Source organism: Streptomyces sp. NPDC050528, from assembly GCF_044457795.1.
GTDB lineage: Bacteria > Actinomycetota > Actinomycetes > Streptomycetales > Streptomycetaceae > Streptomyces.
In genome coordinates this window covers 145,057-160,347 of sequence record NZ_JBITHH010000013.1, presented here as the reverse complement: position 1 = coordinate 160,347, position 15,291 = coordinate 145,057, and the positions used below count along the sequence as shown (strand labels likewise).

Genomic DNA, 15,291 nt, shown 5'->3' with positions numbered 1-15,291 from the left:
CAGGTCGCTTTCCCGCCATCCGGCGTTGACACGCTTGGCGAGTGTTGGCCATGGCTTTTCCCGTCGATCTCCGTCGCTGCCAGGTACTCGGTCTGGCCGGAACCGCCGTCCTCGCGCTGGGCGGTGAGACGGCCGGGGCGCTCCCGGCCGCCGACCTCTTCTCCCCGGCCTCGGCGCAGGCCGCGCTCGGGCTGGTCGGGGTCTACTTCGGTGTCGTCCTGCTGATAGCTGCCTGGCTGCTGCTGGGCAAGCTGATCCGCAGCGCGGAACCGCCGACCCCGCGTTCCCTGTTCCTGGTCCTCGCGGTGTGGGCGTCCCCGCTGCTGCTCGCGCCACCGCTGTTCAGCCGGGACGTCTACAGCTATCTCGCGCAGGGCGCCATGGTCGACGCCCACATGGACGTCTACGCGCACGGCCCCGCCACACTCGGCGGGCCCCTCGCCGACGAGGTCGCCCCGCTCTGGCAGCACACGGGCGCGCCGTACGGCCCGGTGTTCCTGGCCGTCGCCTCGGCGCTGTCCGGGCTGACCCGCGGCGAACTGCCCGCCGGGCTCTTCGGGATGCGGCTCGTCGCGCTCCTCGGGGTGGGTCTGATGGCCGCCGCGCTGCCCCGGCTCGCCCGGCACAGTGGCGCCGACCCGGCCGCCGCGCTCTGGCTCGGCGCCCTCAACCCGCTCGTGCTGCTGCACCTCGTCGCGGGCGCCCACAACGACGCGATCATGCTCGGGCTGCTCGGCATCGGCCTGGTCGCCGCCCTGGGCCGCTGGCCGATCCTGGGCGCCGTACTCGTCACGCTCGCCGCCCTGGTCAAGGCACCGGCCGCGCTCGGTCTCGCCGCGGTCGTGCTCCTCCAGATCCGCGCGGGCCACCGCCCGGCCAAGGCCGTCACGACGACCGTCGTGGCGTCGGCGGCCACCACGGTCGCGGCGACCGCGATCGCGGGCACGGGCTACGGCTGGATCGGCGCCCTCGACACCCCCGTCTCGGCGCACAACTGGGCCCTCACCAGCCTCCTCGGCCGCGCCACCGGCGCCCTGCTGAAACACCTCGGCAGCGACCTCGCGCCCTTCGCCGTCCCGGCCTGGCACGCCCTCGGCCTCGCGGTCACCGGCGCGGCCGTCCTCGCCATATGGTTCCGCCTGCGCCCCAGCCCGGTCTACGCCCTCGGCCTGAGTCTCGCGGTCGTCGCCGCCTTCGGCCCGGCGATCCGCCCCTGGTACGCCCTGTGGGGCCTGTTCCTCATCGCAGCCGCCGCGCCGAGCACGTCCGTACGGCACCGGGTGGCCGCCGTGACAGGCGTTCTCGCCCTCGCCGTCCTGCCCAGCGGCGGCCCCGCCGACATCGGACAACTCGTGCTGGCCGTCTCCGGCGGCGTCCTCGCGATCGTCGTCCTCTGGCAGGCCCGCCAGGCCGCCGAGGCCCCGGCCCTGGGACGTACGGCATGAGAACACCCACCACCGACCGCGGCCGCGTCCTCCTGGTACTGACCCTCGCCGCCGTGGTCGCCGCCTTCACCGCGACCGTCCCGCTCCTGCGCGACTGGTTCGACCTGCGCGTCTACTACGGCACCGTCCACACCTGGCTCCACCACGGCGGCCGGATCTACGACTACCACGTGCCCGGGACGACCTACGGCTTCACCTACCCGCCGTTCGCCGCCGTCAGCATGGCCCCGATGGGCTACCTCGGCCTCGGCGCCGCGATCGTCGCCGCACTCGTCCTCAACCTGGCGGCGCTCGCCGTAGTGCTGCGCATCCTGGCCGGACCCGGATGGCGGCGGTACGGCTGGTTCGGGTGGGCGCTGGTGGCGTGCGGGCTGGCGCTGTTCGAGCCGTTGCGCGACACCTTCAGCTTCGGGCAGGTGAACCTCCTGCTGCTGGCCCTCGTCCTCGGCGACGGCTGGCTGCTCTCCACCGGCCGGGGTCGCTGGGCGGGCGTGGGCATCGGCCTCGCGGCGGCGATCAAGCTCACGCCGGCCCTGTTCATCGGCTTGTTGCTGCTGACCAGACGCTGGAAAGCCGCCGCGGTGGCGACGGCTGTGGCGCTCGCGGCGACCGGACTAGCGGCCCTGGTGGTCCCGGACGCCTCGAAGTTCTACTGGACGCAGGCGATGTGGGACACGACCCGGGTGGGCCGCCTCGACTACGTCTCCAACCAGTCCCTGCAAGGCGTCCTGGCCCGGCTCGGTGAGACGGGCCGCCCGGTGTGGGCGGCGGCCGTCCTGCTCGTGCTGGGCGTGTGGGCGGTGCGGGCGCGCCGCGCGGTCGTCGTGGGGGACTGGACGGCCGCGTTCGCGCTGACCGGGCTGACCGCGTGTCTGATCAGCCCGATCACCTGGGTGCACCACCTCGTGTGGCTGCTGCCGGCCTTCGCCGTGCTGGTCCGCTCCGGGCACCCGCGGATCGCGGGCGGCCTGTACGCGGTGATGTGCACGAGCGTCGTGTGGCTGTGGTTCCACGACGCCTCGGGCATCGACGGCTTCCTCGGCAGCAACGCGTACACCTGGATCACGCTCGGCCTGCTGCTGTGGCTGCCGACGGGTCAGACCGGCGGGAGCCGCCTGATCTTGAGCCGGATCGCCGCCACCACCGCGCCCGCGCCGAGCACGGCGGCGGCCACGATCGCCGCGGTCTCGGCCCATCCGGGACCCTCGTCCGGTACGACCGCCGCGGCCACCGGCACGGCTGCGGGGCCCTGCCTCGGCCTGGCCCGCAACGCGTCCAGCGACCCCACCGGGTCGACCCGCCCGGCCGCCGCGAAACCCCAGTCGAGCAGCTCGCGCGCCTCCTCGTACACGGTGAAACCACCGCCCGCCTGAGGATTCATCACCGTGACGACGAGCGCCCGCCCGCCCCGACGGGCCGCTGCCACAAGGGTGTTGCCGGCGTGCGTGGTGTAGCCGTTCTTCACCCCGATGATCCCCGGATACCGCTCGACACCGTCGTTGCCCGTCAGGAGCCGGTTGGTGTTCTGGATGCCGTACGACGATCCCTCGCCGGGGAATTGTGCCTCGGCGGTGGAGCAGTAGCGCGCGAAGTCCGCGTTGTGCAGGCCGGCGCGGCCGAACACCGCGAGGTCGTAGGCGGAGGACACCTGGCCGTCCGTGTCGTAGCCGTCCGGTGAGACGACGTGCGTGTCGAGCGCGCCGAGAGTGCGGGCCTTGGCCTGCATGCGGGTGGCCGTGGTCTCCCAGCCGCCGTTGAGGGAGGCGAGGACGTGCACGGCGTCGTTGCCGGAGTTGAGGAAGACTCCGCGCCACAGGTCGGCTACGCGGTAGGTGTGGCCTTCCTCGACTCCGACCAGGCTGCTGCCCTCGCCGATGCCTGCCAGGTCCTGTTCGCTGACCCGGTGTTGGATTCCTCCGGGGAGGACCGGGAGGACGGTCAGTGCGAACAGTGTCTTGAGGGTGCTGGCGGGTGGGAGTTTGCGGTGGGCGTCGTGGGCGGCCAGGACTTCGCCGGTACGGGTGTCTGCGACGAGCCAGGAGAGGGCGGAGACGTCCGGGACGGTGGGGGCGCCGGGGTGGGGTCTGACCTGGGTGTCTTGGTGGTTCAGGAGTGTTGGTGGGGGTGTCGCTGTGCCGGGATCCGTCCCGGTGTGGGCTGCCGCCGCGACGGGCGTCAACGCGAGGGCGCCCGCTAGGCAGAGGGCGCAGGCCGACACGGTGATCCGGGGTGGGAATCCGATTGTCATACCGCAAACGTAGGAACGGAGTCGGCGTGGAGGGGGCTGGCGGGGCCGAGTGGGGGGAGTGAATACCCGGATGCGCTAGTGATTCGTCTGACGGCCGGTGGGGGCTGGTCGCGCCCACGCGACGGAGCCGCAAATCGACACAGCCCCGCGCCCCTGGGGAAACCCGGCCCAGGTCAGTTGGAAGGCAGAGTCGGTTGGATCTGGCGTAGGAACGTTGCGTTGTCCGGGGTGGCTCGCATGCGCTCCAGCAGCGTTTCTGTGCTGCCCTGGCCGTCCCTGGACTGGAGGGCCCTGCGCAGGCCCCGTACTGCCGTCAACTCGGCCTGGGTGAGGAGGAGTTCCTCGCGGCGGGTGCCGGACGGGTTGATCTCCACGGCCGGGAACACGCGGCGGGAGGCCAGGTCGCGGCTGAGGCGGAGTTCCATGTTGCCGGTGCTCTTGAGTTCCTCGAAGTAGACGTTGTCGGCGAGCGAGCCGGTCTCCACCAGTGCGGTGGCGAGGATGGTGAGGGAGCCGCCCTCCTCGGCGAGGCGGGCGGCGCCGAAGAACTTCTTCGGGCCGATCAGCGCGGTCGAGTCGACACCGCCGCTGAGGGTACGGCCACCGGACGCGGCCGCGTTGTTGTGGGCCCGGCACAGGCGGGTCAGCGAGTCGAGGAGGATCACCACGTCCTCGCCGGCCTCGACGAGCCGCTTGGCCCGCTCGATCACGAGCTCGGCCAGTGCGATGTGCTGCTTGGGGGCCTTGTCGAAGGTGGAGGCGTACACCTCGCCGCGCACGGAGCGCCGCATGTCGGTGACTTCCTCGGGACGTTCGTCGAGCAGCAGGACCATGAGGTGGGCCTCGGGGTGGTTGCCGGCGACGGCGGCCGCGATCTGCTGGAGCAGTACGGTCTTGCCGGTCTTGGGCGGGGCAACGATGAGCCCGCGCTGGCCCTTGCCGACGGGGGCGATCAGGTCGGCGACGCGTCCGGTCAGGCCGGCCGCCGGGTGTTCGAGGTGCAGCCGCTCACGCGGGTGCAGTGGGGTCAGGTCACGGAAGTGGCGTCGGCCGCGCAGTTCGGCGGGCGTCTGCCCGTTGACGAACGCGACCTCGGTCAGGGCGCGTTGGCCGCCGCGGACGCCTTCCAGGAGGTCACCCTTGCGCAGGCCGTGACGGCGGATCAGCGCGGGGGAGACCTGGAGGTCGGTGGGCGAGGCCTGGCAGTTCAGCGCTCGCAGGTGCCCCTTCCCGTTGCCGTCGATGTCGAGGACACCGGTGGCGGTCTGGACGCGGGGCTGTTCCTGTACTGGGGGTTCGAGTGTGGTGGTCATGATGGGGGGTCCTTTCAAGGACGGGATGCATGGGTCATGCGGAAGGAAGGGGGGAGAAGCCGCAGGTGGAGGGCGGACAAGCGCTCCTCGGGGCGGCGGGGAACATCACCTCGGGTACGGCGGAAGGACGCCGGTCACGAAGTGGTGTGGAGAAGCCGGTGTGCCGGTCGGAGATCGACGGGCCGTTCGGCGGGAGAGAAGTGGTTCTGGCACCGGCGCCCACAACGGGGCGTGCACAAGTGCTGACCGCACCGTAGCACACCCGGTGCGGTCTGGGTGTGACGCAGGGCTCAGCGGCTTGCCAGGAGGCCGTACAGGAGGGGGATCCTCGGCTCGGGCAGGCGCCACCAGCCGGTCTCGGTGCGGACCATCTGCGGCCAGCGCGGCCACGGCAACTCGTCGCTCTCGCGGAGCCGCCGGATGTTCAGTCCCGCTGTCGTCAACGCGTTGATGACTTCGTCTATTCCGTGCATCCACTCGTAGCTGTCGGTCGCCCCCGCCACGGCCGGGCCGTCGGTGTACGTGAACGTCGCGTCCCGGTGCACCGGGCCTCCGCCGCCCAGGTAGTCGTGGCGCAGGAGTAGTTCCGGTCCCTCGTCCGGAGCCGGCTTCGGGCCGAGCGAGTTGAGCAAGGGGTGGAACTCGACGATGTACAACAGGCCGCCGGGGCGCAGGAGTTGGGCGATCACGTCCGCCCAGCGCGGGAGGTCGGGCAGGTAGCACAGGGCGCCCTTGCCGGTGTACACGACGTCGAACTGCCGTTGCCCCAGGGCCTCCACGGCGTCGTACACGTTCGCCTGTACGTAGTCGACGTCGAGGCCCGCCTTCGCCGCGATGCCGTTCGCGGCCGTCACGGAGGCCTCGGAGAAGTCGAGGCCCGTGGCCCGCGCCCCGCGTTGCGCGAACGCGAGGGTCTCCGTGCCGAGGTGGCACTGGAGGTGGAGGACGTCCTTGCCCGTCAGGTCGCCGAGGTCGTCCCACTCGAAGGAGGCGAACCAGCGGGCCGGGTCCGGGTTCCCGTCGAGGCCGTAGAAGCGGCTCGCGAGGTGGACGGGGGTGCGGGCGTCCCAGTTGGCCTGGTTGGCGCGCATGAGGCGGGTCTGGTCGTCGGTGCTCATGCGGACATCCTGCCGTGCTGCTGTGCGGAGTTCCGGGCTTCGCGCCTCATACCAGCCATACGAACCCCCGATGGCCCTTCATCGACCCATTTCTTGTTCTCGCCAATGGCCGTACCTACGCTGCCACCACCGCACCACGGCGGCACGGGACAAGGGACTTGGCAATCATGGGTCGACTGGCCGGGAAAATCGCTTTCATCAGTGGAACGGGGGCGGGAATCGGGCGGGCCGCGGCGCTGATATTCGCGGGGGAGGGCGCTGAAGTCTTCGGTTGTGACATTGACGAGGACAGTGCGGCCGAGACCGTGGAACTTGTCGAAAAGGCCGGCGGAATCATGCGGTCGCTGGCTCCGGTTGATCTGTCCACCCAGGGTGGTGCCCACGAGTGGATCGAGGCCGGGGTCGTTGCCTTCGGCGGGATCGACATCCTCTACAACAACGCCTCCGCGCTGCGGAACGGGCCGTTCGAGACGATGCCCGCCGAGGACTGGTACTTCACCATCAAGAACGAGCTGGACGTCCCCTACTTCTGCACCCAGGCTGCCTGGCCGCACCTGATCGCGCGGGGTGGTGGGGCCGTGCTCAATGTCGCCTCCGTGGCCGCCGTACGCGGGGCGCCGTTCATGCCGATGGTGCCCCACGGGGCCGCCAAAGGCGGGGTGTTGGCGATGAGCCTGCATCTGTGTGCGGCCGGTGCTCCGCACCGCATCCGGGTCAACACCATCGCGCCGGGCATGACCCGCACCTCCGCGACCGCGTCCTTCCTCGACGATCCGGACGGTCCCAAGGCGCAGTTGGAGGCGCGCATCCCGGTCGGGCGGGTGGGACAGCCCGAGGACATCGCGCGGGCCGCCGCGTTCCTCTGCTCCGACGAGGCGGCCTTCGTCAACGGCGCCAACCTCATGGTCGACGGCGGCGACAGCGCGATGGCGGGCTGAGCCGCCGTGACCACCCGACTCGACCACGTGGGCGTCAACGTACGGGATCTGGCGGCCCAAGTCGCTTGGTACCAGGGCGCGTTCGGGCTCAAGACCGTCTTCGAGTTCCACCTCGAAGGGCTCGGTCTGCGCGGGGTCGTCCTGGAGCATCCGCGGGGCTGGCGGATCGAGTTGCTCGCCAGACCCGGTTCCGCCCCCGGCCTGCGCGCGCCGGACCCGCTGACCGCCGCCCTCACCGAGGGATACGGGCACTTCGCGGTCACCACCCCCGAACTCGACCCCGTTCATGGCGCGTTGGTGGCCCATGGCGCGGGCGAGGTCATGGCACCCGGGCCGTCCCCCGAGCCCGGAGTGCGCATGGCCTGGGTCAGTGACCCCGAGGGAAATCTCATCGAACTCATAGAGAAAAACGCAGAGTGAGGGCACGCACGATGACGGATTCGACCTCCTTGAAAAGACTGGACCCCGGAACACTCATAGCGTGCTGTCTCGCGGTCGCGGCGGCACAGTTGTGCATTACGGTTCCCTCGCCCATCAACGGAGAAATTCAGGCCGCATTCGGTGCGTCGGGTTCCCAGGTCGCCTGGGTCACCTCCGCCTTCATTCTCCCCACCGCCATTCTGGAACTGAATTTCGGAGTGGTCGGCGATCTCTTCGGACGCAAGCGGCTGTTGGTGCTCGGCGGGCTCGTCCTCGCGCTCGGTGAACTCCTCAACTCCACCTCGCAGAACATCACCATGATGTGGACCGGGCAGGCCCTGGCCGGCATCGGCGCCGCCGCGCTCTTCCCCAGTTCCCTCGCGGTCATCGCGGCGGCCACACCGGACGGCAAGGACCGGGCGAAAGCCGTCTCCACCTGGGCGCTGTCGATCTCGCTGGCCTCCGCGCTCGGCCCGCTGTCCTCCGGGATCCTCGCCACGGTCGCCGACTTCCGCTGGGCGTTCGTACCGCCGGTCGTCCTCGGTCTCGTCGTCGCGGTCACCTCGTGGAAGCTCGTCACCGACTCGAAGGCGCCCGAGGGCCGTGCGCTGGACTGGCCCGGGCAGATCACCATCGCCGTCGGTCTCACCGCCCTGCTCTGGGGCATCATCGAGGGCGGCGACCGCGGCTGGGGCAGCGCGGCGATCGTCGGCTCGCTGGCCCTGGCCGCCGTAGCGCTCACCGGGTTCGTCGTCGCGGAGACCCGCGCGGCCTCGCCGATGTTCAACCTCGACCTGCTGAAGATCCCGTCCTTCGCGGCGGCGGCCGTCGTCGCCCTGGCCGGCATGTTCGGCTTCATCGGTACGGCGTACTGCGTCTCGATCCGCCTCGGCGCGGTGATGCACCTGAGCGCGCTGCGGGCCGGAATGCCGTTCGTGATCCTGCAGTTGATCCCCCTGCTGCTGGCACCGGTGCTCAGCCGGATGCTGACGAAGATCGACGCCCGCTGGCTGCTGATGGGCGGGCTGCTGCCCATGGCCGCCGGACAGTTCTGGATCGCCGCGCTGCCCATCACCACCACCTCCCTGGCCGCCTTCATCGGCCCGGTGCTGCTGCTCGGCATCGGCTTCATCTGCGTGGTGTCCTCGCTGACCTCCGCCGCCGTGAACGCCGTACCGATCAACATGACCGGCATGGCCAGCGGCGCGACCAGCCTGGTCCGTGAGTTCGGGCAGGGGCTCGGCCCGGCCGTGATTTCCACGATCGCGATGAGCCTCGCGTCCTCCGCCCTGGTCGGAAAGCTCAGCGGGGCCGACGCGGGCATGGAGAAGGCGGCCGGTCCGCTCGCCGTCGTCAACGCGGGCAGCGCGCAGGCCAAGGCCGCAGCGCAGACCGCGCTCGGCCACGGCATGGCCATCGGTGTGGTGATCTGCGGCTGCGCCTCGCTGCTGGGCGCGGTGGTCACCCTGCTGCTGGTGCGCAAGAACACCGAGCGCGCGGCCGTGGGGGCGGGGGAGCCGTCGGTGCAGGCCGCCACCGCGTAGTAGCCAGGTCGTACGGGTCGTAGGGGAGAGGCCGGGGTCGGTGTCCCGGCCTCTCCGTGTTGTTTCGTGGATCCGGGTTTTTTTCTCGGCGGGGTGTCGATCCGGTTCGGTCGCGTTCGTCGGTGGGGTGTAGGAAGCTCATCGAGGACCGGGAGGACCCATGAAATACATGCTGCTCGTGTGTGGCGACGACACTGCCGACGGCTCGGGGATGGCACCCGTGGAACCCTGGGTGGAGGAGCTCGGCGACCGGAACGTACGGCTGCACGGGCACCGGCTCGCGGCGCCCGCCGACGCCGTCACCGTGCGGGTGCGCGGCGGTGAAGTGCTGCGCACCGACGGGCCGTTCGCGGAGACCAAGGAGTACGTCGCCGGGTACGACATCCTGGAGTGCGACAGCCTGGAGGAGGCCGTCGAGGCCGCCGCCCGGCACCCCGTGGCCACCATCGGTGCCATGGAGGTGCGCCCGTTCTGGCCGATGGACGGCGAGGAGGAGGGCGAGGCGGAGATCCGCGCGCTCGACGCCGAGCTGACCGACGCGGCCCGCGAACGGGACGTAGACCGCGTCGTCGCCTGCTACGCGCCGGACGTGGAGGCCTTCCACTTCACCACCGGCCTGGAAGCGCAAGGCATCGACGCCTTCCGCAAGGCCATGGAGGGCGTCTTCGCGAGCGTCACCGGTCCGGTGATCCGTGAGGTCCTGGAGTTCCGGGTCCGCGTCGACGAGTCCATCGCCTTCGGCAACGCCCTCGTCCGGCTGCGCGGCACCCTTGCCGGCGGCGCGCCGCTGGACGACGTCCTGCGTGTGACCACCGGCTACCGCAACGCGGGCCTGCGCTGGCAGATCGTCCACGAACACGTCTCGGTCGCGGCTCCGAAGAACGAGGAGCGGTCATGAAGTACGCCCTGCTCATCTGCACCCCCGTCGACGGCGAGGAACTCAGCCCCGAGGAGATCGCCGACGACCCCCGCTTCACCTCGTACATCGAGGAGGTCCGCGGCCGCGACCTGATGCGCGGCGGAGCACGACTGCGGCCGTCCAGCGACGCGACCACCGTGCGCGTCCAGGGCGATGAAGTCCTGCTCAGCGACGGGCCGTTCGTCGAGTCCAAGGAGTACGTCGCCGGCATCGACATCATCGAGGTCGCCGATCTCGACGAGGCGATCTCGCTGGCCTCCCGGCACCCCGCCGCGCTGGCCGGCGGCTCGGTCGAGGTGCGGCCGGTCTGGGAGTGAGCGTGCCGGACGTCGAGGGCGCGGTCGCCGCCGCCTTCCGCGAGGAGTGGGGCCAGGTCGTCGCCACCCTGATCCGGGTGACCGGCGACTGGGACCTCGCGGAGGAGTGCGCGCAGGACGCCTTCGCCCAGGCACTCGACCGGTGGCGGCGCGACGGCATTCCGCTCCGCCCCGGCGCCTGGCTGACCACCACCGCCCGCAACCGCGCCCTCGACGTCCTGCGCCGGGAGGCGGTCGGAGCGGCGAAACTGCGGGAGGTCGCGGTGCTGGGGCGGGACGAGGGACCGTACGACCCGGAGTACGACGGCGACGACAGCGGGGTCGAGGACGACCGGCTGCGGCTGGTGTTCACCTGCTGTCACCCCGCGCTGCCGATCGAGGCCCGGGTCGCCCTGACCCTGCGCACGCTCGCGGGCCTGACCACCCCCGAGATCGCCCGTGCCTTCCTCGTCCCCGAGGCGACCATGGCGCAACGGCTCGTGCGCGCCAAGAAGAAGATCCGCAACGCCGGCATCCCGTACCGGGTGCCGCCCGCGCATCTGCTGCCCGAGCGCACGACGGGCGTCCTGGGCGTGGTCTACCTCCTCTTCAACGAGGGCTATGCGGCCACGTCCGGCGCCGAGTTGGTGCGGACGAACCTCTGCGCGGAGGCGATCCGGCTGGCCCGCGTGCTCGCTCGCCTGATGCCGGACGAGCCCGAAGTCCGCGGTCTGCTGGCCCTGTTGCTGCTGCACGACGCCCGCCGCGGCACGCGCGTGGACGCGGCGGGGGAGTTGGTGACCCTGGAGGACCAGGACCGTACGGCATGGGACCGGGCCGAAGTCGACGAGGGCGCCGACCTGTTGGAGACCGCGCTGCGCCGGGGCCGCCCCGGGCCGTACCAGATCCAGGCCGCGATCGCCGCCTGCCACACCACCGCGCCCACCGCCGCCGACACCGACTGGGCCGATATCGCGGGCCTGTACGGGGAGTTGGAGCGCTTCGTACCTTCCGCCGTGGTGCGCCTGAACCGGGCCGTGGCCGTCGGCATGGCCCAACACCCGGACGCCGGACTGGAGTTGGTGGCCAAGTTGGAGCGCTCGGGCGAACTCGCCGACTACCACCTGCTGCCCGCGACCCGCGCCGATCTGCTGCGCCGCAGCGGCCGTACGACGGAGGCGGCCGTTGCGTACCAACGAGCCCTGGAATTGGTGGAGAACGCGGCGGAGCGCAGGTTCCTGGAACGGCGGCTCGCGGAGTGTCGATCCGCGTAGGGGCCGTTCGTCGGTGGGGTGAAAACGCCCTACGACACCGGAGGTTCCGATGACCGCCCTCGCACTCCTGCGCCGCACACGGCAGTTCCTGGCCCGGCTGGCGGCCGAGGAGCCGGAACCCGGTACTCCTGAAGTCTGGCTCGCGGGGCTCCGGTTGGGTGGGTGACGGACGGCCGTCCTCAGTGGACGTCGAGCAGGCCGGCGAGGAGTCGGAGCCGCTCGGCGTCGCGGCTGCCCTCGGCCGCGGTGCAGACCATGAGCGCGGGACCGGGGTTGCCCGGTATCGGGTAGGCGTCCCAGTCCAGGTTCAGTTCGCCGACCCGGGGGTGATGGAGGCGCATCTGGCCACGGGTCGGTTCCTCCACGTCGTGGAGGGCCCACAGGGCCGCGAACTCGTCGCTGCGGACGGCGAGTTCACCGACCAGCTCGACGGCGCGCGGGTTCCCCGGATCGGCGGCGACATGCGTCCGCAACATCCCGATGAGCTCCGCGACGGTGGCCGCCCGGTTCGGGCAGGTCCGGTCGGCCTGAGGGTGCAGGAACAGCGCCAGCAGGTTCCGTTCCTTCTGGGGCTGCCGGGTGAAGTCTCCCAACAGGGCGCCACCGAGCGGGTTCCAGGCCAGCACGTCCAGGAAACGGCCGATGACCAGAGCGGGCGCGGTCATGCCGTGCAGCAGTCGTAGCGTGGTGTCCGGTACCTGCTCCGGCTCGTACGGACGCGGCGGTTGGACCGGGTTGCGTGCGGCGGCGGCGAGGCTGTGCAGGTGGCGGGTCTCCTCGGCGGAGAAGGCGAGGGCACGCGCGAGGGCGTCCAGGACCTGTTCGGAGGGGCGTACGTCGCGGCCCTGTTCCATGCGCTGGTAGTAGTCCGAGCTCACCCCGGCCAGCAGCGCCAGTTCCTCCCGCCGCAGTCCCGCGACGCGTCGTCGCGGTCCGGGTTCCAGCCCAACGTCCTCCGGCCGCAGGCGAGTTCGGCGGGTGCGCAGGAACTCCGCGAGTTCGCGTCGGGGGTCGTCGCTCATGGCGTGGGAGGAGTCGGTCACCGCGCCAGTATGCCGTCGGCGCGGCCCGCGAGGGTGGGTCTGCGAGACCCAGGAAAAGGAGAACGACCGTGATGTCGCGTGCGGGGTCCAGCATCGGATCAACCACACAGCGGGCCACGGAAGGAACAGCGACATGAAGGCCGTTCAGATCACGAGTTTCGGTACTGCGGACGTACTGCGGGTCAACGAGGTCGACCGTCCTGCTCCCGGCTCGGGTGAGGTCCTCGTGTCGGTCGAGGCGTCCAGCGTGAACGGGCACGATGTGATCGTTCGGGCAGGGGAGTTGAAGATGGTGTCGGGGCGCCGGTTCCCGATCGGGGTGGGGCTGGACTTCGCCGGCGTCGTCGCCGCGACCGGCGACGGTGTCGACGGCTACCGGGTCGGGGACCGGGTGTGGGGCATGGTGCACCCCCGGCAGCGGCACTCCGTCGCGGGGGCGGCCGAGTACGTCGTGGTCGCCGCGGAGCGCATCTCGCACGCCCCGGCGGACCTCTCGTCGGTGGAGGCGGCCTCCCTGGTGGTCGCGGGTGCCACGGCGCTGATCGCGTTGCGTGACAGTGTGCGCCTGGTGAGCGGCGAGAAGGTCCTGGTCAGGGGCGCGGCCGGCGGAGTCGGCACGGCCGCCGTGCAGTTGGCGCACGCGATGGGCGGCCATGTGACCGCGCTGGCCCGCGACCGCCACGCCAAGATCCTGACCGAACTCGGCGCCGACGAGGTCTTGGACTACGGTTCCACCACCTCGGACCGGATCGGGCCGTTCGACGTCATCGTCGACACCGTCGGCACCGAACTGCACTGCTACCGGGGCCGGTTGGCCAAGGGTGGCCGGATGGTCACCGTCGGACTGTCCCCGTCCGCCATTGCCGCGATCGCCGCGTCGAGCGTGCACGGCTCCCGCCGTATCCGCACCTTCAGCGCCAACCCCGAGACACCCGTACTGCGCGATGTGGCCGACCACGTCACCTCGGGTGCGCTGCGCCCGGTGATCGACAGCGTCTACCCGCTCGCGGACATCGCCGCGGCGCACCAGGCGTTCGAGCGGGGCGGCGTCGTGGGCAAGCATGTGGTGACGGTGCCGCGCGGCTCGCTCTGACGGAGACCGGTCAGCGGGGATCGGTGCGCAGGTCGATGCCACGGACGTCGGCGTCGGCGGTCACGATCCGCGTGGCCATGCGCGACAGCCGCTTCCGGTCGGTTCCGGGAAGCGGCTCGACACAGCTCTCGATCCGCTCGGCGAACCGAGCGGCGACCTGTTCCGTGAGCTCTCGGCCGGCGTCGGTGATCGACACCTGGAACGAGCGGCGGTCGACGGTGCTGGGCGTGCGGGTGACCAACCCCCGGCGCTGGGCGCGGTCGACGAGGCCCGTGATCGAGGACTTGTCGAGGCCGAGGTGGCGGCCGAGCTGGTTCATTGTCGGCTCGCGGTCCCGCAGGATGCCGAGCAGCCGCGTCTGGGTGATCGACAGGTCGTACTCCCCGGCGATCTCGGCCAGCGCGTTCTGTACGAGGAACGACAGCTGGGCGAGGGCGTCCACCAGGCCGAGGTCCTCGGGTGCCGGGGACGGGGTGTCGTGCGGTGAGGTCATGTCCCGGATTCTACTTGCAAAGGTACGTGGCACCTACTAATTTGATTGGTGTCACGTACTAAAACGTTCGTGGCACCCACTAAATCCCTCGCGCCCTGTGCCATGCGCCCTGTGCCCTGAATCCGATCCGAGGAGAGCTCCATGGACATCCACGCCGCCGTCGTCAGCTCGTTCGGCACCCCGCCCCGCTACGAGCCCTTCGACCTGCCCGCGCCGACCGACGAGGACCAGGAGATCGTCGACGTCCTCGCCGTGGGCCTGCACCCCCGAGTCCGTACCGGCGCGTCGGGCAACCACTACACGAGCACCGGCAAGCTGCCGATGGTGCCGGGTGTCGACGGCGTCGGCCGCCGCGCTGACGGGCGCCTGGTCTACTTCGTCGCCGACGACGAACTGGCCGGCCCGATGGCCACCCGCACCGTCATCGACAGCCGCCACAGCATCCCGCTCCCCGACGACGCCGACGTCGTGAAGATCGCCGCCGCGATGAACCCCGCCATGTCGTCCTGGGTCGCGCTGCGCCGCCGCGTCCCGATCGAGGCCGGGCAGTCGGTGCTGATCCTCGGCGCCACCGGCAACGCCGGACAGATGGCCGTCCAGGTCGCCAAGCGGCTCGGCGCCGGGCGGGTGGTCGGCGCCGGACGTGACCAGGCCCGGCTGGCGACCCTGGCAGGGCTGGGGGCGGACGCGACCGTAGCGCTTACGGACGACGCCGACGTCACGGCAACGGAGTTGGCCAAGGAAGCCGCCGAAGTCGACCTGGTCATCGACTACTTGTGGGGCAAGCCGGCCGGTGACGCGATCATGGCGTTGCTGCGGGGCCGAGCCGACCGCAGCCGCGCCCTGAACTGGATCCAGATCGGCGCCATGGCGGGCCCGACCATCGAACTCCCGTCAGTGGCATTGCGTTCGGCGAACTTCCGCCTCCAGGGCAACGGCCAGGGCGCCGTATCGACCAGGACGTATCTGGAGGAACTCCCGTCCCTGGTCGAGGAGATCGAGAGCGGCGGCATCGCGGTCACCGCGCAGGCCGTGCCCCTCGCCGAGGTCGAGAGCGCCTGGAGCGCGCCCGAGGTGCCCGGCGTACGCACCGTCCTCGTGCCCTGACCTCCGCGTGCCCCCTCATGCAACTCGCCCTGGAATTACC

Annotated in this window: 14 protein-coding genes and 1 pseudogene; 10 read left to right on the top strand and 5 right to left on the bottom strand. The window is 71.1% G+C overall.

The window, feature by feature from the left end:
* Positions 1-50 precede the first annotated feature (50 nt).
* A complete protein-coding gene (mptB, locus tag ACIBK4_RS38040; protein WP_399002500.1) occupies positions 51-1,445 on the top strand; it encodes a polyprenol phosphomannose-dependent alpha 1,6 mannosyltransferase MptB in 1,395 nt (464 codons plus the stop codon).
* Positions 1,442-2,818 (top strand): glycosyltransferase 87 family protein, encoded by a 1,377-nt coding sequence (locus ACIBK4_RS38035; protein WP_399002498.1) that lies wholly within the window; start codon positions 1,442-1,444, stop codon positions 2,816-2,818. Before mptB ends, ACIBK4_RS38035 begins: the two co-directional genes overlap by 4 nt.
* 59 nt (positions 2,819-2,877) lie before the next feature.
* On the opposite strand, the pseudogene ACIBK4_RS38030 reads toward ACIBK4_RS38035, so the two are convergent.
* The 3 genes and pseudogenes from ACIBK4_RS38030 to ACIBK4_RS38020 form a co-directional block, all read right to left on the bottom strand.
* Positions 2,878-3,693: pseudogene (locus ACIBK4_RS38030) on the bottom strand (D-alanyl-D-alanine carboxypeptidase family protein); the annotation flags it as partial.
* Positions 3,694-3,866: 173 nt separating this feature from the next.
* Positions 3,867-5,006 (bottom strand): transcription termination factor Rho, encoded by a 1,140-nt coding sequence (gene rho / locus ACIBK4_RS38025; RefSeq protein WP_399002496.1) that lies wholly within the window; start codon positions 5,004-5,006, stop codon positions 3,867-3,869.
* Between the two features lie 290 nt (positions 5,007-5,296).
* A complete protein-coding gene (locus ACIBK4_RS38020; RefSeq protein WP_399002494.1) occupies positions 5,297-6,124 on the bottom strand; it encodes a class I SAM-dependent methyltransferase in 828 nt (275 codons plus the stop codon).
* A gap of 167 nt (positions 6,125-6,291) precedes the next feature.
* Here ACIBK4_RS38020 and ACIBK4_RS38015 point away from each other — a divergent pair, with 167 nt between their 5' ends.
* The 6 genes from ACIBK4_RS38015 (at position 6,292) to ACIBK4_RS37990 (ending at position 11,515) form a co-directional block, all read left to right on the top strand.
* A complete protein-coding gene (locus ACIBK4_RS38015; RefSeq protein ID WP_399002492.1) occupies positions 6,292-7,062 on the top strand; it encodes an SDR family NAD(P)-dependent oxidoreductase in 771 nt (256 codons plus the stop codon).
* Positions 7,063-7,068: 6 nt separating this feature from the next.
* The gene (locus ACIBK4_RS38010; RefSeq protein ID WP_399002490.1) at positions 7,069-7,482 is read left to right on the top strand and encodes a VOC family protein; all 414 of its coding nucleotides are present in this window, start codon (positions 7,069-7,071) and stop codon (positions 7,480-7,482) included.
* 11 nt (positions 7,483-7,493) lie between these two features.
* Entirely contained in the window at positions 7,494-9,026 is a 1,533-nt protein-coding gene (locus tag ACIBK4_RS38005; RefSeq protein WP_399002488.1) for an MFS transporter, read from the top strand.
* A 160-nt stretch (positions 9,027-9,186) separates the two neighbouring features.
* Entirely contained in the window at positions 9,187-9,924 is a 738-nt protein-coding gene (locus ACIBK4_RS38000; RefSeq protein WP_399002486.1) for a nuclear transport factor 2 family protein, read from the top strand.
* Positions 9,921-10,262 carry a YciI family protein gene (locus tag ACIBK4_RS37995; RefSeq protein WP_399002484.1) on the top strand — a complete coding sequence of 114 codons (342 nt, stop codon included), beginning with the start codon at positions 9,921-9,923 and terminating at the stop codon, positions 10,260-10,262. The genes ACIBK4_RS38000 and ACIBK4_RS37995 overlap by 4 nt, the downstream gene beginning before the upstream one ends.
* Entirely contained in the window at positions 10,259-11,515 is a 1,257-nt protein-coding gene (locus tag ACIBK4_RS37990) for an RNA polymerase sigma factor (RefSeq protein ID WP_399002482.1), read from the top strand. Before ACIBK4_RS37995 ends, ACIBK4_RS37990 begins: the two co-directional genes overlap by 4 nt.
* A gap of 179 nt (positions 11,516-11,694) precedes the next feature.
* Here the strand turns inward: ACIBK4_RS37990 and ACIBK4_RS37985 are convergent, their stop codons facing one another.
* Positions 11,695-12,537, bottom strand: coding sequence for a helix-turn-helix transcriptional regulator (locus ACIBK4_RS37985; protein ID WP_399002931.1), 843 nt, complete (start codon positions 12,535-12,537; stop codon positions 11,695-11,697).
* Between the two features lie 154 nt (positions 12,538-12,691).
* On the opposite strand from ACIBK4_RS37985, the gene ACIBK4_RS37980 reads away from it, so the two are divergent.
* A complete protein-coding gene (locus ACIBK4_RS37980; protein WP_399002480.1) occupies positions 12,692-13,651 on the top strand; it encodes an NADP-dependent oxidoreductase in 960 nt (319 codons plus the stop codon).
* Between the two features lie 10 nt (positions 13,652-13,661).
* Here the strand turns inward: ACIBK4_RS37980 and ACIBK4_RS37975 are convergent, their stop codons facing one another.
* Positions 13,662-14,144: a MarR family winged helix-turn-helix transcriptional regulator gene (locus ACIBK4_RS37975; RefSeq protein WP_399002478.1), complete on the bottom strand. Its 483-nt coding sequence runs from the start codon at positions 14,142-14,144 to the stop codon at positions 13,662-13,664.
* Between the two features lie 141 nt (positions 14,145-14,285).
* Between ACIBK4_RS37975 and ACIBK4_RS37970 the strand changes: the two genes are divergently transcribed.
* The gene (locus tag ACIBK4_RS37970; RefSeq protein WP_399002475.1) at positions 14,286-15,251 is read left to right on the top strand and encodes a zinc-binding dehydrogenase; all 966 of its coding nucleotides are present in this window, start codon (positions 14,286-14,288) and stop codon (positions 15,249-15,251) included.
* Positions 15,252-15,291: the final 40 nt, after the last annotated feature.